Source organism: Bradyrhizobium sp. CCBAU 051011 (genome assembly GCF_009930815.1).
Taxonomy (GTDB): domain Bacteria; phylum Pseudomonadota; class Alphaproteobacteria; order Rhizobiales; family Xanthobacteraceae; genus Bradyrhizobium.
Map to the genome: position 1 here is coordinate 3,734,380 of NZ_CP022222.1, position 22,866 is coordinate 3,757,245.

General features: G+C 63.3%; 20 protein-coding genes. 13 read left to right on the forward strand and 7 right to left on the reverse strand.

Annotated features, from left to right (window positions below):
- Positions 1-17: 17 nt before the first annotated feature.
- Positions 18-1,613 (reverse strand): ATP-binding protein, encoded by a 1,596-nt coding sequence (locus ACH79_RS17665; RefSeq protein ID WP_161852128.1) that lies wholly within the window; start codon positions 1,611-1,613, stop codon positions 18-20.
- Between the two features lie 517 nt (positions 1,614-2,130).
- On the opposite strand from ACH79_RS17665, the gene ACH79_RS17670 reads away from it, so the two are divergent.
- Positions 2,131-2,535, forward strand: a complete 405-nt coding sequence (locus ACH79_RS17670) for a nuclear transport factor 2 family protein (RefSeq protein WP_161852129.1) — start codon at positions 2,131-2,133, stop codon at positions 2,533-2,535.
- Positions 2,536-2,547: 12 nt separating this feature from the next.
- Here ACH79_RS17670 and ACH79_RS17675 read toward each other — a convergent pair whose 3' ends face one another.
- Both ACH79_RS17675 and ACH79_RS17680 read right to left on the reverse strand, forming a co-directional pair.
- Positions 2,548-3,432 carry a 3-keto-5-aminohexanoate cleavage protein gene (locus ACH79_RS17675; RefSeq protein ID WP_161852130.1) on the reverse strand — a complete coding sequence of 295 codons (885 nt, stop codon included), beginning with the start codon at positions 3,430-3,432 and terminating at the stop codon, positions 2,548-2,550.
- A gap of 32 nt (positions 3,433-3,464) precedes the next feature.
- The gene (locus ACH79_RS17680) at positions 3,465-4,013 is read right to left on the reverse strand and encodes a cupin domain-containing protein (protein ID WP_161852131.1); all 549 of its coding nucleotides are present in this window, start codon (positions 4,011-4,013) and stop codon (positions 3,465-3,467) included.
- Positions 4,014-4,166: 153 nt separating this feature from the next.
- On the opposite strand from ACH79_RS17680, the gene ACH79_RS17685 reads away from it, so the two are divergent.
- A complete protein-coding gene (locus tag ACH79_RS17685) occupies positions 4,167-5,495 on the forward strand; it encodes an aspartate aminotransferase family protein (protein ID WP_161852132.1) in 1,329 nt (442 codons plus the stop codon).
- Positions 5,496-5,616: 121 nt separating this feature from the next.
- A complete protein-coding gene (locus tag ACH79_RS17690; protein ID WP_161852133.1) occupies positions 5,617-6,882 on the forward strand; it encodes a D-amino acid dehydrogenase in 1,266 nt (421 codons plus the stop codon).
- 147 nt (positions 6,883-7,029) lie between these two features.
- Here ACH79_RS17690 and ACH79_RS17695 read toward each other — a convergent pair whose 3' ends face one another.
- Both ACH79_RS17695 and ACH79_RS17700 read right to left on the reverse strand, forming a co-directional pair.
- Positions 7,030-9,327 (reverse strand): molybdopterin guanine dinucleotide-containing S/N-oxide reductase, encoded by a 2,298-nt coding sequence (locus ACH79_RS17695; RefSeq protein WP_161852134.1) that lies wholly within the window; start codon positions 9,325-9,327, stop codon positions 7,030-7,032.
- 19 nt (positions 9,328-9,346) lie between these two features.
- On the reverse strand, positions 9,347-10,015 hold the full coding sequence (locus tag ACH79_RS17700) for a cupin domain-containing protein (RefSeq protein ID WP_161852135.1): 669 nt from the start codon (positions 10,013-10,015) through the stop codon (positions 9,347-9,349).
- 167 nt (positions 10,016-10,182) lie between these two features.
- On the opposite strand from ACH79_RS17700, the gene ACH79_RS17705 reads away from it, so the two are divergent.
- The 5 genes from ACH79_RS17705 (at position 10,183) to ACH79_RS17725 (ending at position 15,022) form a co-directional block, all read left to right on the forward strand.
- Entirely contained in the window at positions 10,183-10,950 is a 768-nt protein-coding gene (locus ACH79_RS17705) for an ABC transporter substrate-binding protein (RefSeq protein ID WP_161852136.1), read from the forward strand.
- Positions 10,950-11,603 (forward strand): amino acid ABC transporter permease, encoded by a 654-nt coding sequence (locus ACH79_RS17710; protein ID WP_161856420.1) that lies wholly within the window; start codon positions 10,950-10,952, stop codon positions 11,601-11,603. The genes ACH79_RS17705 and ACH79_RS17710 overlap by 1 nt, the downstream gene beginning before the upstream one ends.
- Positions 11,600-12,331 carry an amino acid ABC transporter ATP-binding protein gene (locus ACH79_RS17715; protein ID WP_161852137.1) on the forward strand — a complete coding sequence of 244 codons (732 nt, stop codon included), beginning with the start codon at positions 11,600-11,602 and terminating at the stop codon, positions 12,329-12,331. The genes ACH79_RS17710 and ACH79_RS17715 overlap by 4 nt, the downstream gene beginning before the upstream one ends.
- Positions 12,332-12,349: 18 nt before the next feature.
- Positions 12,350-13,642: an FAD-binding oxidoreductase gene (locus ACH79_RS17720; protein WP_161852138.1), complete on the forward strand. Its 1,293-nt coding sequence runs from the start codon at positions 12,350-12,352 to the stop codon at positions 13,640-13,642.
- Positions 13,643-13,729: 87 nt separating this feature from the next.
- The gene (locus tag ACH79_RS17725) at positions 13,730-15,022 is read left to right on the forward strand and encodes a DUF1236 domain-containing protein (RefSeq protein ID WP_161852139.1); all 1,293 of its coding nucleotides are present in this window, start codon (positions 13,730-13,732) and stop codon (positions 15,020-15,022) included.
- Between the two features lie 89 nt (positions 15,023-15,111).
- Here the strand turns inward: ACH79_RS17725 and ACH79_RS17730 are convergent, their stop codons facing one another.
- Positions 15,112-16,704 (reverse strand): gamma-glutamyltransferase, encoded by a 1,593-nt coding sequence (locus ACH79_RS17730; protein ID WP_161852140.1) that lies wholly within the window; start codon positions 16,702-16,704, stop codon positions 15,112-15,114.
- A 495-nt stretch (positions 16,705-17,199) separates the two neighbouring features.
- On the opposite strand from ACH79_RS17730, the gene ACH79_RS17735 reads away from it, so the two are divergent.
- The 5 genes from ACH79_RS17735 to ACH79_RS17755 all read left to right on the forward strand — a co-directional run bounded on the left by ACH79_RS17735 (position 17,200) and on the right by ACH79_RS17755 (position 21,729).
- The gene (locus ACH79_RS17735) at positions 17,200-17,721 is read left to right on the forward strand and encodes a Crp/Fnr family transcriptional regulator (RefSeq protein WP_161852141.1); all 522 of its coding nucleotides are present in this window, start codon (positions 17,200-17,202) and stop codon (positions 17,719-17,721) included.
- Positions 17,722-18,160: 439 nt separating this feature from the next.
- Positions 18,161-18,577 (forward strand): hypothetical protein, encoded by a 417-nt coding sequence (locus ACH79_RS17740; RefSeq protein WP_161852142.1) that lies wholly within the window; start codon positions 18,161-18,163, stop codon positions 18,575-18,577.
- Positions 18,578-18,729: 152 nt separating this feature from the next.
- Positions 18,730-19,461 (forward strand): gamma-glutamylcyclotransferase, encoded by a 732-nt coding sequence (locus tag ACH79_RS17745; protein ID WP_161852143.1) that lies wholly within the window; start codon positions 18,730-18,732, stop codon positions 19,459-19,461.
- Positions 19,462-19,639: 178 nt separating this feature from the next.
- Positions 19,640-21,313, forward strand: coding sequence for an NAD(P)/FAD-dependent oxidoreductase (locus ACH79_RS17750; protein ID WP_161852144.1), 1,674 nt, complete (start codon positions 19,640-19,642; stop codon positions 21,311-21,313).
- A gap of 74 nt (positions 21,314-21,387) precedes the next feature.
- Positions 21,388-21,729, forward strand: coding sequence for a hypothetical protein (locus tag ACH79_RS17755; protein WP_161852145.1), 342 nt, complete (start codon positions 21,388-21,390; stop codon positions 21,727-21,729).
- Here the strand turns inward: ACH79_RS17755 and ACH79_RS17760 are convergent.
- Entirely contained in the window at positions 21,716-22,849 is a 1,134-nt protein-coding gene (locus ACH79_RS17760; RefSeq protein ID WP_161852146.1) for a hypothetical protein, read from the reverse strand. The two genes, ACH79_RS17755 and ACH79_RS17760, sit on opposite strands and share 14 nt — an antisense overlap.
- Positions 22,850-22,866: the final 17 nt, after the last annotated feature.

A 22,866-nucleotide genomic window follows, 5' to 3' on the forward strand; every position in this document is an offset into this window, starting at 1 on the left:
TGTCCATTCAAAAGAACTCACGATGCCAGCGCGGTTAGAAGCATCCGCGCGAGGTCGGCGCTGACGTAGGGCTTCGGCAGCAGCAGCACGCCAGCATCGAGGCGGCCATGATGAATAAGGGCATTCTCAGCATAACCGGACGTATACAGCACTTTCAGCTCCGGGCGCCTTTTGATCCCCTCGGTCGCGAGCTGGCGGCCATTCACGCCACCGGGGAGCATTACGTCAGTGAACAGCAGATCAATGCGTTCGGGGCCATCGATGATTGCCAGCGCTTCGGCAGCATTGCCGGCGGCGAGCGTGCGGAATCCGAAGCGGGTGATTTGCGCCACGACATATTCGCGGACCAGCGGGTCGTCCTCGACAATCAAGATAGCCTGGTCGCCATGTTCGCCCGCATATCCGCCGGTCTCGCCGGCCGGCTCCTCCGGGCCACCGCCCGTGGCCTGCGGCAGGTATAGCTTCACGGTCGTGCCGTGGCCTTCTTCGCTGTAGATCTTGATATGTCCATTCGACTGTTTGACGAAGCCATACACCATGCTGAGGCCGAGCCCTGATCCTTTCCCGGCCTCTTTGGTAGTAAAGAACGGTTCAAATACCTTCTCGAGCAGGTTGCTCGGGATTCCACTCCCGGTGTCACTCACTGCAATCATGACATAGTTGCCCGGTCTAACCTCGCTATTCAGGCGAGCGTAGTTCTCATCGAGCGCCACATTCTTGGTTTCCAACGTCAGCTTGCCGCCGTCAGGCATGGCGTCACGCGCATTCAGGGCCAGGTTCAGAATCGCGGTCGAGAGCTGACTGGGATCGATCAGAGCCGGTGCGGAATCGTGCGCCAGCATCGATTCAATTTCGATGTGCTCGCCGAGCGTCGGTCGCAGCAGACCCGCTGCATCGATCACCAGCGCATTGACGTCGGTATTGCGCGGCTGCAGCGGCTGTCGACGGGAGAACGCCAACAAATGTTTCGTCAGCTCGGCCCCCCTTGCCGCGGCTCCGCTAATCAAGTTGGTGATCTGAACGAGATGGGGACGATCCTTGACAGCATCACTGAGGATCTCAATGGTCCCGGTGATCACGGTCAGAATGTTGTTGAAGTCGTGCGCGACGCCACCGGTGAGCTGGCCGATGGCCTCCATCTTCTGCGCTTGCTGGATGTTGGATTCGGTGGCCTCTTTCTCCTCAAAACGCTTGAGCATGGCCTCGGCCTCGCGGCGTTGCCTGACTTCCTCCTCGAGTGCGGCATAGGCATTCGCAAGCTGAATGCGCGTCGGCAGCACCAGGATCCGCGGCAGCAGGAGCAGCAGGCCTGCCGCGATCGGGACCGAGATCAGCGCCAGGAAGGCCTTGGCCAGGGCCTCGATTTCATAGGCCGGCATCCATATGGTGTAGATCGACAGCAGCCGGGTCACGCCGCAGACTGCGACGAAAATCGCGAACGTCAGGAATACGCCCCGGAACATGAGCTCACGGTGGCGCCGCCACACGAAGAACGCGAGGACGTACGCCGTCGTAAAGAAGGCGCCGGCCACCATCGCGTCGGAAACGACATTCAGCCAGACTAATTCCGGCTTCCACAACAGGCACGCGCCGTGCTCGGTGAGCTTCGACATGTGGAAAGCTCCAAGAAGCGGCCGCAGGGGTGCAGCCACACCAAGGAAACTATTCAGCTTTTTCGCTACCCGCGCAAGCGCAGCGCGGGCTCGGCGAATGTTCTCGTGCCCATCTTTGAAATAGCCTTAATCATGGCCCGCAGTGACAGCGTGCTCGAACCGAACAGTGACGTCGCCTTTGATCACTCAGCGGACCACTTCTTGCGCCAGACTTGGCGGGAGCCCGCTGAGACGAGGCAGAGGTCGCGCTCGTCATCGCATCGACGGAAGGAACGGTCGCGTTGTGCCGCGCCGCGCGGAGCGCCCCGCCGCTCGAGGATCTCAGGCAGGAACTCGAACTGGTGCTTTCCAGTGCGCTGGCGAAGTGGGCAAAGATGCCCGCGCGTGGCGTTTCATTCAGGCGCGCTTGTCCGCTTTTCGACTCAAATCTTGACGGGAGTAACCCGAATGCGCCACCCGGGTATTGCACCGATCAGCTATGAATGCGCGTTTTCACCCAAAATGTAAGGAGGGTGCGATGAGCGAACAGGAGAACCGGCAGCTCGTTGAGCAGGCTTATGCAAAGTTCAAAGCCGGCGACATCCCCACACTGTTACAATCCATGTCAGAGGACATCACGTGGCAGTTGCCGCAGGTTGAGAACGTGCCATTAGGCGGCAAGCGACAGGGGCGCGGCGAGGTCGGCGAGTTCTTTTCGACGCTCGCGAGCCTAATGGTTCCGCGTTCGTTCGAGCCACGCGAATTCATTGCCCAGGCAGACAAGGTTGTCGTGCTGGGTCACTACGACTGGCAGGTCAAAGCCAACGGGCGGACCTGGGAGAGCGACTTCGCGCACGTCTTTACCGTCCGTGGCGGCCAGATCGTAGCCTTTCAAGAGTACACGGACTCAGCCGCGATTGCCAAAGCGTTTAATCAAGCTTGAGCAATTGCTGAACTAGCCGCACGCAGCCAGCGCCTGCCGCATTTCGGCCGGGGTGGCAGGTTCCGCGCCATGCTCGCGCACCATTCGCACGGCCTCTTCGACCAGTTCGAGATTGGTCGCGGTGGTGCCGAGCGGCGCGTCCTCGAGGCCGACGCGAATATGGCCACCTCGCGTGATCGTCTCGGCAAACAGCGGGCGAAGATCGGCGCTGACGCCCGCGATCATCCAGGGCGCGCCGGGCGCTTCCTCCTCCAGTAGCGCATGGTAGGCCGCAAGCGCATATTGCTGAGGTGGAAGGCCGACCGCGATCAGATTGCAGAACATCAGACGATAGATCGGCGCCTTGACGCCGGCCAAGCGCGCCAGCGCTGCGCCGGCACGCAAAAAGCCGGGCTCGTAGATCGCAAAATCGGTATGCAGGCCGTGGCGCGCCGCGAGATTCAGCGCATGCCGGATCTGGGATTCCGGATTCAGGTAGGTGCCGCCAGGCAGCGTGTCCGCCGTGATTTTTGTCAGGCTCAGATTGACGCTGCCGGGGTCGATGACGGCGAAATCCAGGAGGCCGCGTGCGGCAAGCTCTTCGATGCCGGCAAATCGGGTCGCGACGTCGGCGAACGGGCTGTCGTCGTCGCTGCCTCTGGTTATGAATGCCGGATAGGACGGATAGACCGGCACATCGACCTGGCCCCGAATGCCTTCGATGATGCGGGCATAGACCTCCCAGTCGTAGGTCTGCGGGCCGCCGCCATCATAGGCATGGACGTGAACGATGGTAGCGCCGGCCCGCGCACAGGCGACGCCCTCGGCGATGATGGTCTCAACGGTATCGGGAACGCCGGGCTGCAACACGCGGCCCCATGAGCCGTTCAACGCCGCTTCGATCCAGACCTTGCGCATGCTGCCCCCAAATTTTTCTATCACCGGCCCGTTCAGAACGTCGGCGGTGTGCAGGCCGAGATTACTTCGCACGGCTTGCCGCCGACGCAGCGGAAGCGGTGCGGCCTCCGGCTTTCGAAATAATAGGCATCGCCGGGGTCGAGAATGCGGCGTTCGTCGTCGACGGTTACCTCCAGCCGGCCGCTCACCACGATGCCGCCTTCCTCGCCGTCATGGGTCAGCGGCACCCGGCCGGTGTCGCTGCCGGGCTCATAGCGCTCTTTCAGGATCTGCAACGCGCGGCCGAACATGGTGTCACCGACCTGGCGGTAGGAGATCGGCTGCTTGCCGATCTCGGTCAGTTCGTCGGAGCGATAGAACGCCTTGCGCGGGCGCTCCGGCTCGATCGCGAAGAATTCGGCAAGGCCCATAGGAAGGCCGTCGAGGATGCGCTTGAGCGCGCCGACGGACGGGTTCATCTGGTTCGATTCGATCAGCGAGATCGTCGAATTGGTCACGCCGGAGCGCTTTGCCAGCTCGCGCTGCGACAGTTTGTGCCGGGCCCGAATGAATCGGAGTCGCCCACCGATATCGACGCTCATCGGAAAATCCCTGTTGCAGGTGTTTCGGATAGAGCAAATATGCCTCGGTGGGGTCAATAAAATCAATAGGTTGCAGAACTCAAGAAAAGGACTTGTTGTGGCTTCCCGAGCGTGGCCCGGTGGTATCTTGAGCTGCCAGCAAAGGAGCTACCCGTGACCCTTCATCAGAAGCCGAACACCCTGCAGACCGACTCGTTCTGGATGCCCTTTACGGCCAACCGGCAGTTCAAGAAAACGCCGCGGCTGTTCGCTTCCGCCGAGGGCATGCACTACACCACGGTCGACGGCCGCAAGGTGATCGACGGCTCCGCTGGTCTCTGGTGCGTCAATGCCGGCCATGGCCGCCGCCAGATCGCCGCCGCCGTCGAGCGGCAGTTGATGAACCTCGACTTCGCGCCGTCGTTCAACATGGGCCATCCGCTGGCGTTCGATTTCGCCGAGCGGCTGACCGAGATCGCGCCGAAGGGGCTGGATCGCGTCTTCTTCACCAATTCGGGCTCCGAGTCGGTCGACACCGCGCTGAAGATCGCGCTGGCCTATCAGCGCGCCATCGGGCAGGCGACGCGCACCCGCCTGATCGGCCGCGAGCGCGGCTATCACGGCGTCGGCTTCGGCGGCATGTCGGTCGGCGGCATGGTGGCCAATCGCCGCGCCTTTGCGACCCATCTGCCCGGCGTCGATCACATCCGCCATACCCATGATCTCGCCCGCAACGCCTTCGCCAAGGACCAGCCGGATCACGGCGCGGAGCTTGCCGACGATGTCGAGCGGATGGTGGCGCTGCATGGCGCCGACACCATCGCCGCCGTCATCGTCGAGCCGGTGCCGGGCTCGACGGCGGTGCTGCCGCCGCCGAAGGGCTATCTGCAGCGACTGCGCGAACTCTGTACCAAGCACGGTATTCTCCTGATCTTCGACGAGGTCATCACCGGCTTCGGCCGCTTGGGCGCGCCGTTCGCAGCGGATTATTTCGGCGTCACGCCTGACATGATGACGACGGCCAAGGGCATCACCAACGGCACCGTGCCCTGCGGCGCTGTTTTCGCTAGCCGCAAGATCCATGACGGGCTGATGACGGGCCCGGAGGGAACGATCGAGCTGTTCCACGGCTACACCTATTCGGCACATCCGACCGCCTGCGCCGCCGGCCTTGCGACGCTCGACATCTACAAGGACGAGGGACTTTTGACCCGCGGCGCGTCGATGGCGGAATACTGGCGCGATGGGTTGCATTCGCTGAAAGGCCTGCCGAACGTCGTCGACATCCGCAATTGCGGCCTGATGGGCGCGGTCGAAGTCGCGCCACGCAGCGACGGCGTCGGCGCGCGCGGCTATGACGTGATGGTCGACTGCTTCAATCGCGGGCTTTATTTGCGCATGAGCGGCGACAGCTTTGCGTTGTCGCCTCCCTTGATCGTCGAGAAGAGCCATATCGACGATATCGTCTCGATCCTCGGCGACGCGATCAAGCGGGTGGCCTGATCCTTGCTCGCAGGGAGCCGTAGCGTTTTCGAGCGAAGTGGACCCCGGTTCGCGTAAAGAAAACGCGTCAGACAAAAACTGAAGCCGCGGCGTGAACGCCGCGGCGGATGCGTGAGGAATCGTGAAAGTCATTATTCTCGGCAGTGGCGTGATCGGCGTCACCACAGCCTATTATCTGGCGCGCGCCGGCCATGAAGTTGTTGTCGTCGACCGTCAGGCCGAGCCCGCGCTGGAGACCAGTTTCGCCAATGCCGGCGAAGTCTCGCCCGGCTATTCCTCGCCTTGGGCCGGGCCCGGCGTGCCGGTGAAAGCCATCAAGTGGCTGTTGATGCGGCACGGGCCGCTGGTGATCTGGCCCAAGCTCGATCCCGTGATGTGGATCTGGGGGCTGAAGCTGCTGCGCAACTGCACGATAGAGCGCTACGCCGTCAACAAGAGCCGGATGATTCCGATCGCCGAATACAGCCGCGACTGCCTGCGGGCACTGCGCGACGAGATCGGCATCAAATATGACGAGCGCAGTCGCGGCACGTTGCAGCTCTTCCGCAAGCAGAAGCAGCTCGATACGACTGGCGACGACATCGCGGTGCTCAAGCAGTATGGCGTTCCCTACGAAGTGCTCGACCGCGACGGCTGCATTGGCGCGGAGCCTGCGCTGGCGACGGCGAAGGCCAGTTTCGTCGGCGGACTTCGGCTGCCGCAGGACGAAACCGGCGACTGCCACATGTTTACGCAGGCGCTCGCCCAGGAAGCCGCCAAGCTCGGCGTGCAGTTCAAGTTCAACACCACGATCGAGCGGCTGATCGCGGACGGCGGCAAGATCACCGGCGTGATGACGAGCGAAGGCCTGCTGCAGGCGGACAGCTATGTCGCCGCACTGGGAAGCTGGTCGCCGCGACTGCTCGATCCACTCGGCATTTCTGTTCCGGTCTATCCGGTGAAGGGCTATTCGATCACCGTGCCGGTCACCGATCCCGACGGCGCGCCGGTCTCGACCGTGATGGACGAAAGCTACAAGGTCGCGATCACGCGGCTCGGCAACCGCATCCGCGTCGGCGGCACCGCGGAAATCTCAGGCTATTCGAATACGCTGCATCCGGCGCGGCGGGCGACGCTGGATCATTCCCTGACCGACATGTTTCCGCGCGGCGGCGACCTCGGCAAGGCGAGCTTCTGGTGCGGCCTGCGCCCGATGACCCCGGACGGTCCGCCGGTGATTGGCGCCACGCGCTACAGCAATCTGCACCTCAACACCGGCCACGGCACGCTCGGCTGGACCATGGCATGCGGCTCGGGAAGAGTGCTGGCGGACCTGCTGTCGGGGCGGAAGCCGGATATCGACGTGAGCGAGTTGACGGTTAGCCGGTACGAAAAGCGGTTTGGTTGAGGGCGCACGACGCTCTCCGCCGCCGTCAATTGCGAGGAGCGAAGCGACGAAGCAATCCATGTCTCCGCGATCCGCGCGATGGATTGCTTCGCTTCGCTCGCAATGACGGGCGCAATTAGCTCGCGCTCGTCATACAGTCCACCCGCATCACCCCCGACCAGGTGGATCAAACGCCCGGATCGGCGGCAGCGCCCCCGAATACTTCTCGCACTCGACCACGGTCACCTGACCGCAGCAGCCTTGCGCCAGTCGCGATGTGCCGATGTCGCGGGTAAGGACGTTCGGATTGCCGTGGACGCAGAGTGGATGCTCGGTCGCACCAGGCTCCGGATCGTACCAGGCGCCGGTGGACAATTGGATTACGCCGGCCATGACGTCGTCGGTGACGGCGGCGGCGGCCAGGCATGCGCCGCGATCATTGAACAGGCGGACAATGTCGCCATTGGCGATGCCGCGGCGCTTGGCATCGTCGGGATGGAGGCGGACGACTTCACGGCCGGCGATCTTGCTCGACTGGCTGTAGGCGCCGAAGTCGAGCTGGCTGTGCAGCCGTGTCGCGGGCTGGTTGGCGATCAACGTCAGCGGGTGGCGCGAATCTGGTGGTTCGGTCGACGGCAGCCAGGCTGGGTGAGGCGGGCAATCGTCGTAGCCAAAGCCTGCGATGGCTTTCGAGTAGATCTCGATCTTGCCGCTTGGCGTTGAAAGCTTGTTGCCCGCGGGATCGTTACGGAAGGCGCGAAGGAAGCCGCCGTCATCGGGCCCCGACGGCAGCGCGAGTTCGCCGCGCCGCCAGAACTCGTCGAAGTCAGGGGCATCCCAACCGGCCTCGGCCAACGCCTTTCGCGTCGGCTCGTACAGATGAGCCAGCCATTGCCGGCTGTTCCGTCCTTCGGTGAATGCCTGCTCGACGCCCAGTCGCCGCGCGAGGTCGGCAAAGATGTCAAAATCGTCGCGCGCTTCGCCGATCGGGTCGACCGCCCGGCGCATCGCGATCAGCCTCGGGTCGGTGCCGGCGGCACCGATATCGTCGCGCTCCAGCGTCATGGTCGCCGGCAGCACGATGTCCGCGAATTTCGCCATCGGCGTCCAGGCGCTTTCGTGCACCACGATGGTTTGCGGCGCGTTGAAAGCCCGCCGCATGCGGTTGATGTCCTGATGATGGTGGAAGGGGTTGCCGCCCGCCCAATAGACCAGCTTGATGTTGGGATAGTGCATGGAACGGCCGTTGTATTCGAACGGCTCGCCTGGATGGAGCAGCATGTCGCTGACGCGCGCCACTGGAATGAAATCGCTGACGCCATTCTTGCCCTGCGACAGCGTCGGAATTGGAACGGCGTTGAGCCGGCGGCCGGTGTGTCCGAGCGCACCGAGCGCGTAATTGTAACCGCCGCCGGGCAGACCGATCTGGCCGAGCATCGCCGCGAGCACCGCGCCCATCCACACCGGCTGTTCGCCATACTGCGCCCGCTGCAGCGAATGCGAGACCGTGATCAAGGTGCGTCCGCGCGGCAGGCGGCGGGCGAGGTCGACGATCGTGCCGGATGAAATGCCGGTGATGTCTGCCGCCCATGCCGCGTCCTTTGGCGTATGGTCATCGCGGCCGAGCAGATAGCGTTCAAAACTATCGAAGCCGGTGCAATAGCGTTCGATGAAGGCCTTGTCGCAGAGACCTTCGGTCAGAAGCGTGTGCGCGAGCGCCAACATCAGCGCGACGTCGGTGCCAACTTTGATCGGCAGCCATCTTGCGTTGGCCTCGTTCGGTAGGTCGTCCCGCAACGGACTGATGCAGTAGAACGCTGCGCCGCGGTGCGCGGCTTTCGCCATCGCGTCGCGCTCGATGTGGCGGCTGATGCCGCCGCTTGCGACGTGCGAGTTCTTCAACGCCATGCCGCCGAAGGCCAGCACGGTATCTGAATGTTCGGCGATCTGATCCCAGGTCACGTTGTGGCGCGAGACAGCCTCATAGCCGCCCATCACATGCGGCAGGATCACCGCCGAAGCGCCGGCGCTGTAACTGTTCACCGAGCGCACATAGCCGCCGAACGCCATGTTCAGGAAGCGATGAACCTGGCTCTGCGCGTGGTGAAAACGTCCGGCGCTGGACCAGCCATAGGAGCCGCCGAAGACCGCGGCGGCGCCATATTCAGTTTTGACCCGCGATAATTCGCTCGCCAGCAGGTCGATAACCTTGTCCCAGGAACACTCGACGAATTCCTGGTCGAACGTGCGCGCGGCGCGCACGCTGCGGTCCAGCCAAGCCTTGCGGACCATCGGCTGTAGGATGCGCGCCTTGTGGCGCATCGCGGTGGTAAAATTCTGCAATATCGGCGAGGGCGCAGGGTCACCCTCGTAAGGCGTGACATCGAGGGTGGCGCCGTTCCATCTCGCGGAGAAGGCGCCCCAGTGCGCGCTGTGCGGCGCCCAATCGTCTGTGGCCTGGTCCATGATTTACTCCAGACTGTGGCTACCCGGCTTGCGTCACGCAGTTCACCCACAACACGACGGATTTTGCATCATCCGCCGGATTTGAGAAGCGGTGCGGCCGGCGGCTGGCAAACCGAAAACTGTCACCGGTTTTCAGCGTCCAGGTCTCGTCATCCACCGTCAGCGTCATCTCGCCTTCCAGCACCAGCCCGGCTTCCTCGCCGTCATGCGTATAGAGCTCGTCGCCGGTGTTTCCGCCGGGCTCGAGGTGCACGAGAAACAGATTGAGGCGGTTTTCCGTTCCGGCCGGGCTCAGCAATTGCTTGGAAATGCCGGTGCGCCACAGTTTTAGTTCGGCGCGCTGCAACTGGCGCGTCACCACGCCGCCGGAAGCGCCATCATCGCTCGGCCTGGAGCCGAACAGCGCGGCGATGCCGACGCCGAGGACGTCGGCGAGCGTCGCGAGCACGCGAAGCGAGGGGGACGACAGGCCGCGCTCGATCTGGCTGAGGAAGCCGATCGACAGATCGGTTCGCGCGGCAATCGTCTCCAGCGACAATTTGTGTTCGCGGCGCAAGTCGCGAATACGGCGGCCAACCGCCAGATCCATTGCGGGTTCAGCCGGCCTGGCGGCGGGTTTCGCCTTCGCCCTGCGTGCTGCCTTTCGGGGTTTGGGCGCTGCTTTCTTTATTCTCTTGCTGCCGCTCACGTCAGGCTGCTTTCTTCATATGCATGAAAATGGCTTGCAATACCCGGGGAACTGTGACCACAATTTCATATTGGTGAAAATAGGCTCGAACGGCGTTGCCCGCAACTTATTTGGTCCAAGGCCAAGCGGGAGGGCCGGAACGGTGTCCGGTTTCAGGAGGGTGTGCAATGGCTCTGAAGCGTCTCGTTCAGGCCGCGGTGGCGGCTTTGGTTCTCACAGCCGCAATGCCGGCATCCGCGCAGCAGGTCCTGAAGGTAGGCTCGACGCCGACAGGCGTGCCCTTCACCTTCCTCGACACCAAGACCAACAGCATTCAGGGCATCATGGTCGATCTCATCACCGAGATCGGCAAGGACGCCGGCTTCCAGGTTCAGATCGAGCCGATGCAGTTCTCCACCCTGATCGCATCGCTCACCTCGAACAAGATCGACATCATCTCGGCGGCGATGTTCGTTACGCCTGCGCGCAAGGAAGTGATCGATTTCTCCGAACCGTTTTACAGCTATGGCGAAGGCCTGCTGGTGCCGAAGAGCGACAGCAAAGCCTACGCCAGCCAGGAAGATCTGAAAGGTGCGGTGGTCGGTGCGCAGGTCGGCACGGCTTTCGTCGATGCACTGAAGAAATCGGGCCTGTTCAGCGAAGTAAAAGCCTACGACACCATTCCCGACATTTTGCGCGACGTGAACGCAGGTCGCCTGAAGGCCGGCTTCGCCGACTACCCGATCCTCGCCTACAACCTCAAGCAGGGCGGTTTCCCCGAGGCGCGCATCGTCGAGAGCTATAAGCCTGCGACGGTCGGCTCGGTCGGCATCGGCGTGCGCAAGGGCGATACCGAGCTGCTCGCCAAGATCAACACTTCGCTGGCGAAGCTGAAGGCGAACGGCACCGTCGAAAAGATTCTCGATAAATGGGGCCTGAAGGCGCAGGCTTCCTGATGCAGGCGTTCTGGCGCGACACGGTCGAGTTCCTGCCGATCCTGATGAGCGGCGTGGCGCTGACGATCATCGTCACGGTCGGCTCGCTCCTGCTGTCGACCGCGCTTGGCCTGATCTGGGCCTTGATGCGGGTATCCGGCATCGGCATCTTCACGGGATTCAGCGCCGGGCTGATCAACGTCATCCGCGGCATCCCGATCATCGTGCTGCTGTTCTACCTCTACTTCGTGATGCCGGAACTCGGCCTGACACTGACGGCGCTGCAGGCGGCCATTCTCGGGCTCGGCATCGCCTATTCGGCCTATCAGGCCGAGAACTTTCGTGCCGGCATCGAGGCGATCGACAAGGGGCAGATCGAGGCGGCGCAGGCGATCGGCATGGGCTGGTGGCAGACCATGCGCCGCGTGGTGTTGCCGCAGGCGGTCAAGATTGTGCTGCCGCCCTACGGCAACATCATGATCATGATGTTGAAGGACTCGTCGCAAGCGTCCACCATCACGGTCGCCGAGCTTGCGCTGCAGGGCAAGCTGATCGCATCTTCGACCTTCAAGAACACCAGCGTGTTCACGCTTGTAGCGCTGATGTATCTCACCATGAGCATTCCGCTCATTCTCCTGGTTCGTCATTTCGAGAAGCGCGCGGGCCAGAAATGATCGAACTGACAAACGTCCACAAGAGTTTCGGCAAGGTCGAGGTGCTCAAGGGCATCACGGCCTCCGTCGAGAAGGGCGAGGTGGTCTGCATCGTCGGGCCCTCGGGCTCCGGCAAATCCACCATCCTGCGCTGTATCAACGGGCTGGAAAGCTATGACAGCGGCGATATCCTTGTCGAAGGTGCGCGGGTGGACCGCAACGCACCTTCGATCGTTTCGATCCGGACGCAGGTCTCGATGGTGTTCCAGCGTTTCAACCTGTTTCCGCATCGGACCGCGCTGGAGAACGTCATCGAGGGCCCGATCTATGTGAAGAAGGAGCCGCGCGCCGCGGCGCTGGAGCGCGGCCGTGCGCTATTGGCGCAGGTGGGGCTCGCCGAGAAGGCCGAAGTCCATCCGCCGCAACTGTCCGGCGGGCAGCAGCAGCGGGTCGCGATTGCGCGCGCGCTCGCGATGCAGCCGAAGGCTATTCTGTTCGACGAGCCGACCTCGGCGCTCGATCCGGAACTGGTCGGCGAGGTGCTCTCGGTGATGCGCAAGCTCGCCGATGATGGCATGACCATGGTCGTCGTTACCCATGAGATGGGTTTTGCCCGCGATGTCGCCGACCGCGTGCTGTTCATCGACGGCGGCGTGATCGTCGAGCAGGGGCCGGCGAAATCGGTCCTCAATCAGCCGCAGCATGCGCGCACGCAGGACTTTTTGCGGCGTGTGCTGCATCCGCTCTAAGCTTTCCGGTTGTTGTCCATGAATACGCCTGTATCCTTGCCGTTGCCGCCAAGCCTCTATGCCGATACGGCGGTCGCGCCGACACCGACGCCGCCGCTCGATGGTGACAGGAGTGTTGCGGTCGCGATCATCGGCAGCGGCTTTACGGGACTCTCCACCGCGTTGCATCTCGCCGAGCAGGGCGTGAACGCGCTCGTGCTGGAGGCGCAACAGCCAGGCTGGGGCGCTTCCGGCAACAATGGTGGCCAGGTCAATCCGGGCCTCAAGCATGACCCTGACCAGATCGAAGCGGATTTCGGCGCCGAACTCGGCCGCCGCATGATCGATTTCGCCTACGGCACCACGAACTATACGTTCGAACTGATCCGCCGTTACCAGATACCCTGCGAGGCGCGGCAGAACGGCACGCTGCGCGCGGCCTATAACGAGGCGAGCGCAGCGGCGATCGAGAATACGGCGAAGCAATGCATCCGCCGCGGCATGCCGGTGACACTGTTGAACCGCGAGCAGATGCGCGAGATGACCGGCACTGACCGCTATCTTTGCGCCATGCTGGACAACCGCGGCGGCGATCTGCATCCGCTGAGTTATGCGCGCGGGCTGGCGCGTGCGGCGATCGCGGCAGGCGCTGAAGTCCATGGCGAGACGCCGGCGCTGTCCCTGTCGCGTGAAGGAGCCGGCTGGCGGGTCGACACGCCGCGCGGGATCGTGCGCGCGGAAAAAGTGCTGCTGGCAACCAATGGCTTCACGGATGATCTGTGGCCGGCGCTTCGCCGCAGCATCGTGCCGGTGTTTTCGTCCATCACCGCCACCGCGCCTCTGCCTGACGACGTCGCCCGCGAAATCATGCCGACCCGTCCGGTCCTCTACGAGAGCGGACACATCACGGTCTATTACCGCATCGATCAACACAATCGTTTGCTGATGGGCGGTCGCGGGCCGATGCGCTGGATCAGCAAGCCGGCCGACGTCGCCTATCTCATCCGCTATGCCGAGCGGCTATGGCCGCGGCTGAAGGGCGTCATCTGGACGCACGGCTGGAACAGCCGGCTCGCCATCACGCCCGACCATTATCCGCATGTGCACGAGCCCGCGGAAAACCTTCTAATCTCGCTCGGCTGCAACGGCCGCGGCGTCGCGCTCTCGACCGCGATGGGCGGGCAGCTCGCACGCCGCCTCATCGGTGGTAGGACTGCGGAAATCGACATGCCCGTCACCGCCATCAAGCCGATGGCGTTGCACGCCTTCTGGCCGCTCGGCGTCACCGCCGCGGTGCTGGCGGGGCGGGTGCGGGATCGGCTGGGGTTGTAGCGATCTCTCAATCACAGCGTAGTTGCTGCGGAACCTCCGGCAGCGGCGAACGTTCGCTTGCGTAACGCCCATGCGGAGGAGGTTCATATGCGCAAGCAACTGCTGTTATCGACAGGAATTATATGCCTGATGCTGGCACCGGCTGTTTCCTACGGCCAGGCTCCGGGAGCAAGAGGCGAAGAGCAGAAACAGATGCGGCCAAGCGATTCCGGCAAGGGTGCTGCATCGCAAGAACGTGGCGCCGAACGGGCGCAGGAACGCGGGCAGGCTGCGGAACAAAAGGCGCAAGGAGGCCGCGAGGAGAGGGGAACCGGTTCCCGGCAAACCGAGGAAAGGGGCAAGGCCGCGCCATCGTCCGAGCGCCCGGCGACCGCGGCCGATGACAGCAGGCGCGGCCGTGGCGACGATGCCAAATCCGGCGAGCGCGCGCAGGATTCCCGCAGTCGCGACGCACAGACGGCGCGCGAAAAGGACGCTAAGGATGGTAGCAAGGACAGCAAGGGCAGCGCCGAGATGAAGCGCGACAGCGACCGCGAAAAATCGCGCGCGGAATCCGACAAGGCCAAGGAAGGAAGCACGGCTGCCCAGAAGGAGCGCGAGAGCACGACCACGGCCCAGAAAGAACCGGGCCGCGATCAGCGCGACGGCGCGAAGAACGCCGCCGAGCAGGGCAAGGATGCAAGCCGGCCGTCAACGGCGACCGACACCACGCGCACGCAGCCTTCCACCAGCGCGCAGACCGGCCAGAGCCAGACAGGTCAGGCCCAGACCAGTCAGCAGTCCAACGTCTCCGTCGACAAGCAAGTACGGATTTCCGAGACCCTGACCCGCGAACGTCTCGCCGCGCCCCAGCGCAACCTCAACGTCTCGATCCGCGTGGGCGAGCGAATTCCGCAGCGTGTGCGGGTTCATCGGCTGCCGGATACAATCGTGGCGATCGAGCCGCAATACCGCGGCTATGATTACTTCACGACCGAGGAAGAGATCGTGATCGTTGAGCCGCGCACCCATCGTATCGTCAGCCAGATCCCGCGCGACGCATCCCGCATTCGCGCCGCCGGCGGAGCGAGCGGCACTGGGAGCACGAGCGGTACTGCCGGCACGGGCAGCTCAGGCAGTTACACCGGCACGATGGCCGCTGCCGGTGGTGCCTCGCCGTGCCGCATCATGCGGCGCGACACCGCGGGCAATGTCACCGAACTGACGCCACAGACGGTCGGCTCGGCGGCGGCACAGCAGGAAACCATCAGCGTCACGGTCCGCGTGCCCGGCGGCGCCTCGACCGCGCCGATTGCGCTGGGTGCCGCGGACGGACAGATCGTGGTATCCGGCCAGACCGGCGCCGATTGCATGGTGACGATCGAGCCGCAGACACGGTAGGGCGCGCTATCGCAATTAAACAACGAAGTGCGGCACCTTGGTGCCGCACTTTCTTATTTGCGGTGCCGGATTAGTCGAACAGCTATACCTCACCCCTCCGCCACCGCCTCGCTCCAGGCGTGGAACGGTTCGGTTGCGCCGCTGTTGGTGTCGCCGTTGCGCATCACGATGCTGGGGCAGGCGAATTTCATCGGCAGGGCCTGGATGCGTGCTTCCTCGTAGTCGAAGCGCGCGCCCAATGCTTCGCGCGCGGCCTGCGGCAGGCGGACGTCGCCGATCACGACCGCGCCTTCACTGGCGTCGATGCGGGGCTGATGAATCGCCGCATCGAGGTCCATGCCAAAGTCCATCACGAAGGACAGGAGCTGGCTCACCGCCGGCAGGATGCGGCGGCCGCCGGATGCGCCGACCGCGATGCGGCGGCCATCAGCCGCCTGCGCCAGCACCGGCGTGTAGTTGGTGAGGCAGCGCTTGCCCGGCGCCAGCGAATTCGGCATGCCCGGCGTCGGGTCGAACCACATGATGCCGTTGTTCATGGTGATGCCGGTCTGGCTAGATACGAATTTGGAGCCGAAGGTGGAGAGCAACGTCTGCGTCACCGCCGCCATGTTGCCGTCGCGATCGACCGCCGAGAAATGCGTGGTGCAGGCCGGCGCCAGCGCTTCGGCGCCGAGCGAACGCCTGCCGTCCTGGTCACCCATGTCCTTCAGGCGCTCGCGATAGGCGGCCTGCAGCGCCGATGCATAAGCGAGATAGGCCGCCGCATCCGGTCCACCACGCGCGGGCTTCAGATCCTTCTGCAGCAGACCGAGCGTGCGCGAGAGCGTCGGGCCGGCGGTGAGTTCGGGCGTCGCCAAAACCTTGCCGCCGCGATAGGAGATCGCCAGCGGCTCGCGGAATTGGGCGCGGAATGGCCTGAGGTCGTCGACCGACAATGCGCCGCCGGCGGCCTGGATGTCGGCGGCGAGGCACTTCGCCAGATCGCCTTCATAGAAGTCGCGGGGGCCGGCGCTAGCAAGCTGCGCCATTGTGGCCTTGAGCTTGTCCTGCGGCATGCGAACGCTGGACCTGATGCCCCATTGCGGGTTCGGCGGCAGGCCGTCTTGCAGATAGGCGGCGGCGCTGGCGGGGTAACGGCGCAGATCGGCTGCGGCGCTCGAAATCATCACCGTGGTCCACCAGTCGACCGCAAGGCCTTCGCCGGCAAGCGCGACGCTCGGCGCCAGCAATTCCTTCCATGGCAGTTTGGCGTGACGGCGATGCGCTTCCTCCATGCCGGCGACCACGCCGGGCACCGCGATCGAGCCGGGGCCATGAATATTGCGGTCGTCCTTCACGCGCGGCCAAGGGAAGATGTCGGACGCCGCGCCATCGCCGGTCAGCGGATAATCCTCCACCCGCAGGCTCGCGGGCGCGCGCATGCCGTAGTCGATGACTTCGTAGCGGTCTTCACGCGCGCGGTAGAGCACCATCGCACCCCCGCCCCCGGGCCCGCTCATCCACGGCTCCAGCACGCCAAGTGCAAATGTGGTCGCGATGACAGCATCGACGCAGTCGCCGCCCGCAGCCAGCACCTCGGCACCCACTTGCGCCGCGCGGTTCGATTGGGCTGCAACGATGCCGCCTTTGGAACTCACGGCCGGTTTGTGGATTTGCTGCGTGGTCGAAAACTGGTCGCGCATGGATTGCCCTTGTTCTTTTATTGATCATGTTGCGGTAGGTGAGCCCGGCAGCAGTCCCGTTGCCCTGCTGATCTTACCGGCACTGCGACGAGGATACTGGTCCCTCCGCGTCTTAAGGGAAATTTTGTTACCCCGGAAGAGGCCCTGGCGCAGTGCCTAATCCGGAAGGGTAGGTGGACAGCAAGATTAGGCTTGCGGAAGCTATGGGCACGGCGCAATGTTTATGAAATCGCCAGTCAGCTTGGTGTTCTCCCCAACGAAGGCGAATTGGCGCGCCGTGGAGGGTAGAAAATGCCTCGCGGTTCGAATTTTCTGATTAGCCGCCTTGCACCGGCGACCCTTGCGCGCATTGCGCCTCATCTATCAGTAATTGAGCTGGCCGCTTCAGAGGTGCTTGCCGAACCCCACCAGCGCATCCAGCGAGTCTACTTTCCGCATTCCGGCATCATTTCCAGCATCGTCGAGCTGGCGGACGGCAGCACCATAGAAACCGGCATGGTCGGCAACGACGGCGTGTTTGGCGCGAGCCAGGCGCTTGATGACAAGGTTTCGCTGAATCTCGTGACTGTTCAGATTGCCGGCAAGGCTTCGGTCATGGCCGCGGATAGGCTCCGTGCCTTGGCCAGCGAACTGCCGGATTTCAAGGCGCTTCTGATAAAGTACGAGCAGTTCTTCCTTGCACAGGTCCAGCAGACCGCGGCCTGCAACGCCGTCCACGACATTGATGCGCGTACCTGCAAGTGGCTTTCGCGGATGCACGACCTGGTCGGCCCCGACCTGTTGCTGACGCAGGAGTTCGTTGCGCGGATGATGGGCGTCCGGCGCACCAGCGTGACGACGGTGGCCGGTGCACTGCAGGGCGCCGGCTTGATCTCCTATAGCCGTGGCCGGCTCCACATCGTCGATATCGAGCGGATACGCAAGCGCGCCTGCGAATGCGATGACGCCGTCCGGTCGCACTTTCGGCGGATGTTCGAGGCGGTGGAGACCGACACGCATAAAGATCGATGCGTATGAGTTGCTGGCTTGGGCCGGCACATCGGAACTCAGCGCTGCACGGACCGCCCGCGAGGTGAGCGAAACGCCTGATCGAATCCCTGCGGATTTCAGCTTCCTGCTCGCACTCGACAAGTTTCTTGCGCCAGGATTCCGCAAGGGGGGTGCGCCCCAGCGCTATCGGTGGCCGAGGGCAAGGTTTTTCTGCAATGGACGGCTTCCGTTAGGAACCAGAAGCAGTTTCTGAAATTCGTCTGGAGAGAGCAGGGGGCCGCGGGGCTGAAGAGCCAGATCGTATTGGCTTCGGAACCTCGGCGATTGATCGCATCTAAGTTGTAAGAAGGATGCGGTCATACTTGCGTATAGCGGAACTGTCCGATCTCTAGACCATTGACGCATTCCGATGGTCTTATCCGACCACGCGTCTTCGAAAGAGGACGTCCGCGCCGCAGGAGGTACCATGCCGCTGTTCTATTTCATTCTGAAAGCGGGCCGTCAGACCTATCCGGACGTCGAGGGTCAGGAATTTCGCGACGAGGCTGCCGCGCGGGAGCATGCCCACGCCGTAGCGCGCGAACTGATGCGCAACCGGGAGACCGAGACCAGCCACTGGCGCATTCAGGTTTGCGACGACTATCTCGAGCCATGCTACGAGTGTCTGTTCGCCGACATTGACGAGACATGGGCGGGCTGCGACGGCAAGCTGCGGCGCTCCCTGACGGCGGTGGCGCGGACCACAACCACGATGGGCGATGCGCTGCGTAATATCGACAGCCCCATTGCCGATCTACGGCAGACGCTCAGTCTGATAGACACCATCCTGTCAAGCAGTCACCAATTGAACCACATCGCCGATCGATCGAATGGCCGGGGGTAGGGCGCAATAGACCTCCTGCATCATCATGACGACCCCAAAAATATTGGTCTGGTCATGAAATAAAGACCTGCGAGACCTCGCGGTTTGAAATTGGCGTCCAGGCTCCGCGGTGGCACAGTGCAGATGAACGAGGCATCTGCAAGGGGGCGGGCGTGACCGCGGACGCGTTCATTCATCTGCCAGATCTGCGCGCGCGGGTGACGCAGCCGGAAAAATCGCTGCTGCGCCTGACGCCGGAAATGTTTGCGATGTGGGAGCAGCGGGCGCGGGCCGCAGGATGGCCGGTGAGCTGGCGGCTGCCGGACGAAGCGATCGAGGCATCGCGGCTTGCCGTGCTCGGCGATCACCCTGATAGCGACGATCTCTGGATCTATTGCTACGGCTCGCTGATGTGGGACCCCGGATTCCATTTCGCCGAAGTGCGGCTTGCCGACGTCGAAAATTATCAGCGCCGCTTCACGCTGAAGATCAATCTCGGCCGTGGATCGCATGACTATCCGGCGCTGATGCTGTCGCTGGAGCCGCAGGCCGGGTGTTGCCGGGGATTGGCGTTTCGCATCGCGGCGGATTCCGTGCATGCGGAATCGGCGATCCTGTGGCGCCGCGAGATGCTGCGCGGCGGCTATGCGCCGGCGATGGTGCCGATGACGACGCCGCAGGGGCCGATCACGGCGCTTGCCTTCGTCTCCAACCGCGCGCACCCGAGCTATGTCGGCGAACTGCCGCTCGCCGAGACCGCGGCAATGATCGCAAGCGGCAAAGGCGTTCTCGGCACCAACCGGGAATACCTCGTGCAACTGGCGACGCAGTTACAGGCGTTGGGGATCGAGGATCCCTATGTCGCGCAGTTGCACGCGCAGATTGGCGCCGATCCGAGTGCCTAGGTGATCCAGCCTGCCGCTTGTCATCGCTACGTCCCGCTTTCAAACATTGTTTTAGAGCCGATTTCGCGGTGCAACCCGGCATGCTGACGCAAGTGCGGAAGCCGCGGATATTGCTATAATGATGCCCGGCCGCGCAGAGATCGTCGGCGTCAAGAAACAATAATGGGGGAAGCCGTGCATGACCGGGGAGATCAAGCCGCATTACGAGGTCGTTGTCGTTGGCGCCGGCGTGTCGGGCATTTATCAGATCAAGCGGCTGGCCGACCTTGGGGCGGATGCTCTCGTGCTCGATGCAGCCCCCGATCTCGGCGGGACCTGGTACTGGAACCGCTACCCGGGCGCACGCTTCGATTCCGAGAGCTATACCTACGGTTATTCGTTCTCGAAGGAACTGCTCAACGAGTGGCACTGGAAGGAGCGCTTCTCGGCGCAGCCGGAGAATCTGCGCTATCTCAACTACGTCACCGACAAGTTTGATTTGCGCAAATACATGCGGTTCAACCGCAAGGTGGAGGCGGCGGCGTTCGACGAGGCCAGCCATCTGTGGCGGCTCAGGCTCGACGACGGGCGCGAACTCTCCTGCCGCTTCCTCATTCTTGCAGTCGGGCTGCTCTCGATACCGACGCCGCCGCGGCTGGAGGGCATATCGGCGTTCAAGGGGCGTTCGTTTCATACCTTCCATTGGCCGCACGAACCGCTTGAGCTGGCCGGCAAGAAGGTCGGCATCATCGGCACCGGCGCCACCGCGATCCAGGTGATCGGCGAGATCGCCGACAAGGTCGGCGAACTCACGGTGTTTCAGCGGCGGCCGAACTGGAGCGCGCCGCTCAACAACGGCCCGATCTCGAACGCCGAGATGGCCGACATCCGCTCGCGCTACGACGAGATCTTCGCCGCCTGCAGGCGCACGCCCGGCGGTTTCGAGCACGAGCCTGACAGGCGGGGCTTCTATGAGGCCACCCGCGAGGAGCGCATCGCGCTGTGGGACAAGCTCTATGACGAGCCCGGCTTCGGCATCTGGCTGAGCAATTTCCGCGAGATCTTTACCGACGAGGCGGCCAATGCGGAGTTCTCCGCCTACATCGCCGAGCGTATCCGACGACGGGTGAAGGATCCGGTGACGGCGGAAAAACTGATCCCCAGGGATCACGGTTTCGGCGTGCAGCGGGTGCCGCTGGAGACCAATTATTTCGAGGCCTATAACCGCGACAATGTGCATCTCGTCGACATCAGCGAGACGCCGATCGAGCGGGTGACCGAAACGGGCCTGCGCACCAGCGCGCGCGACTATGAGCTCGACATTATCGTCTACTCCACCGGCTTCGACGCCATCACCGGCGCGTTCGATGCGATCGACATCACCGGCGTCGGCGGGGTGAAACTCGCTGACCGCTGGCGCGACGGTCCCTCGACCTTTCTCGGCATGATGGCCAACGGCTTTCCGAATTTGTTGATGCCAACCGGCCCGCAGAGCGGTTCGGCGTCGACGAACTTTCCGCGCGGCATCGAGAACGGTGTCGGATGGTGCATGGGCCTGCTCGCCCACATGTGGGAGCGCGGGCATACGCGGGCCGAACCGACGGCGGAGGCGCAGGCGCGCTGGACGGCGCATGTGACCAAGATGTACGCCATCATGCTGATGCGCAAAGCCAAGTCGTGGTTCACCGGCTATAATTCCAACATCCCCGGCCACGAGCATGGCAAGACCCGCTACCTCGTCTACAATGGCGGCACGCCGAAATATGTCGCCGCCATCACCGAGGTCGCCGAGAGGGGGTATGAGGGGATTGTTTTCGATGCGCAGGCAATGCCTTCGGCCACGCGTCGGCCGCAAGCATCGAGGGCGGGGTAGATCGCACCAGAACTTCGCGCCGCGATTTGTGGCCCGAAGTTCCGGCAGCACCGGCCGCTTCGCAGGAAAGGTCCATGCGCAAGATTTCGATTCGTGGCTGGATTGAACTCCCGTCGCCGCAATCGTTCGACGGCGCGACCGCGATCGTGGGGCTCGATGACGTGACCTTGATCGACGCGTTATCGACGCGGATTGCGGAGACCGTGATCGAAGGGATCAGCGGACGGCAGGATCGCATTCCCTTCCATTTGGAAGCACAGTGGGATTTCCGCTCGCGCGACAGCTATGTGCTGGCGGCGGAAATCCGGGGGGCGGACCGGGACCGCCCTGGTCCCGGCGACTTCCTGACGACGGTCGCCGTGCCCTGGACGGTCGACCAGACCGATGGGAACACGGTGCCGGTTACTCGGATTTGAACGCGGGGACGCGTCGAAGCGCTGATGTCGACAAGGTCATGTCCAGCGCGATCACGAGCTCGCCGAAAACCTGCGAGATCCGCTTGAGCTTTTCCATTTCGACCGCCGAGACTTGCAGGCTGGATTCGCCTTCGGGGGCCAATCTTGCGTAGGTCCTGGCGCGATCGGCCAGATAGCCGATACCGGAACGAAACAGCGGCGCCCCCGACTTCGGAATTTCCAGCAACAGCTTCAGCGCCTCCGGGTGCCGGCCGCTACGCGCCAGATACTCGATGCGGACCGCGAGCGCGTCCGGAAGCCAGGGATAGGAGGCGACCAGATTGCCGGTCCACTCGTCCAGGCCTTCGAGCTGGTTGGCGCGTATCAGCACGTAGGCGCCGAGTGTTGCGCGAAGCGGGGATTGCTTTTTCGTAGCGTAATAGTCGGGTCGGGTGACCAGCGTGCGCGATATCGACCGTGCCTCGTCCGCCTTGCTGTTGTTGGCGAAGTCGAGCAACGAGTTCAGTTCGCCGTCGTGAAAGTCGAACTCGAGGGTGAGCTTGTCGGTCTTGAGGTCCAGAGACCATTCGACCGTCGTTGAACCGCCTTCGTCGATCGGCACGGCGAAATAATTGTATTGCTTCGATCTCTCGATTTCGATCCAGACCGCTTCGCGCGAAAACGGGATATCCAGGTTTGACCGGGTCGTAGGCTCTCGCTTGAGTGGGATCTGGGAGCCGGTACCGGAGATCTTGTCGGCCAGCCAGTTGCCGCGAACAAGCGCAAACGACTGCCTGAAAAAATACTGCGTGACCGGGCGCGAAATCTCCCACAATGAATCCGAAAGCGTGTCCGTGGTTTCGAGGCTGGGAGGAAAGGCGACACCCGGGATCGCGATGTTGAGCTGCTTGCTCTCGCCGGGATTGACGACCACGACGTCGTCGACCGTGGACTGGTCGCCGCTGGGAAGCAGCGCCGTGACGTAGTAGCGCCCCGGCGGCACTTCCAGGGTGTCGTCGCTGACCCCGCGTGCCCTGAGCACGAGCTTCTCGTCACGCACCTCGATCGGCAAGGCGCCGCTCCATCTTTGGTTCGGCGGCGTGTCGAGCCTGAACGTGAGGGTTGCTTTGGGATCGGCCATAACAGTTTTCCTGAGCG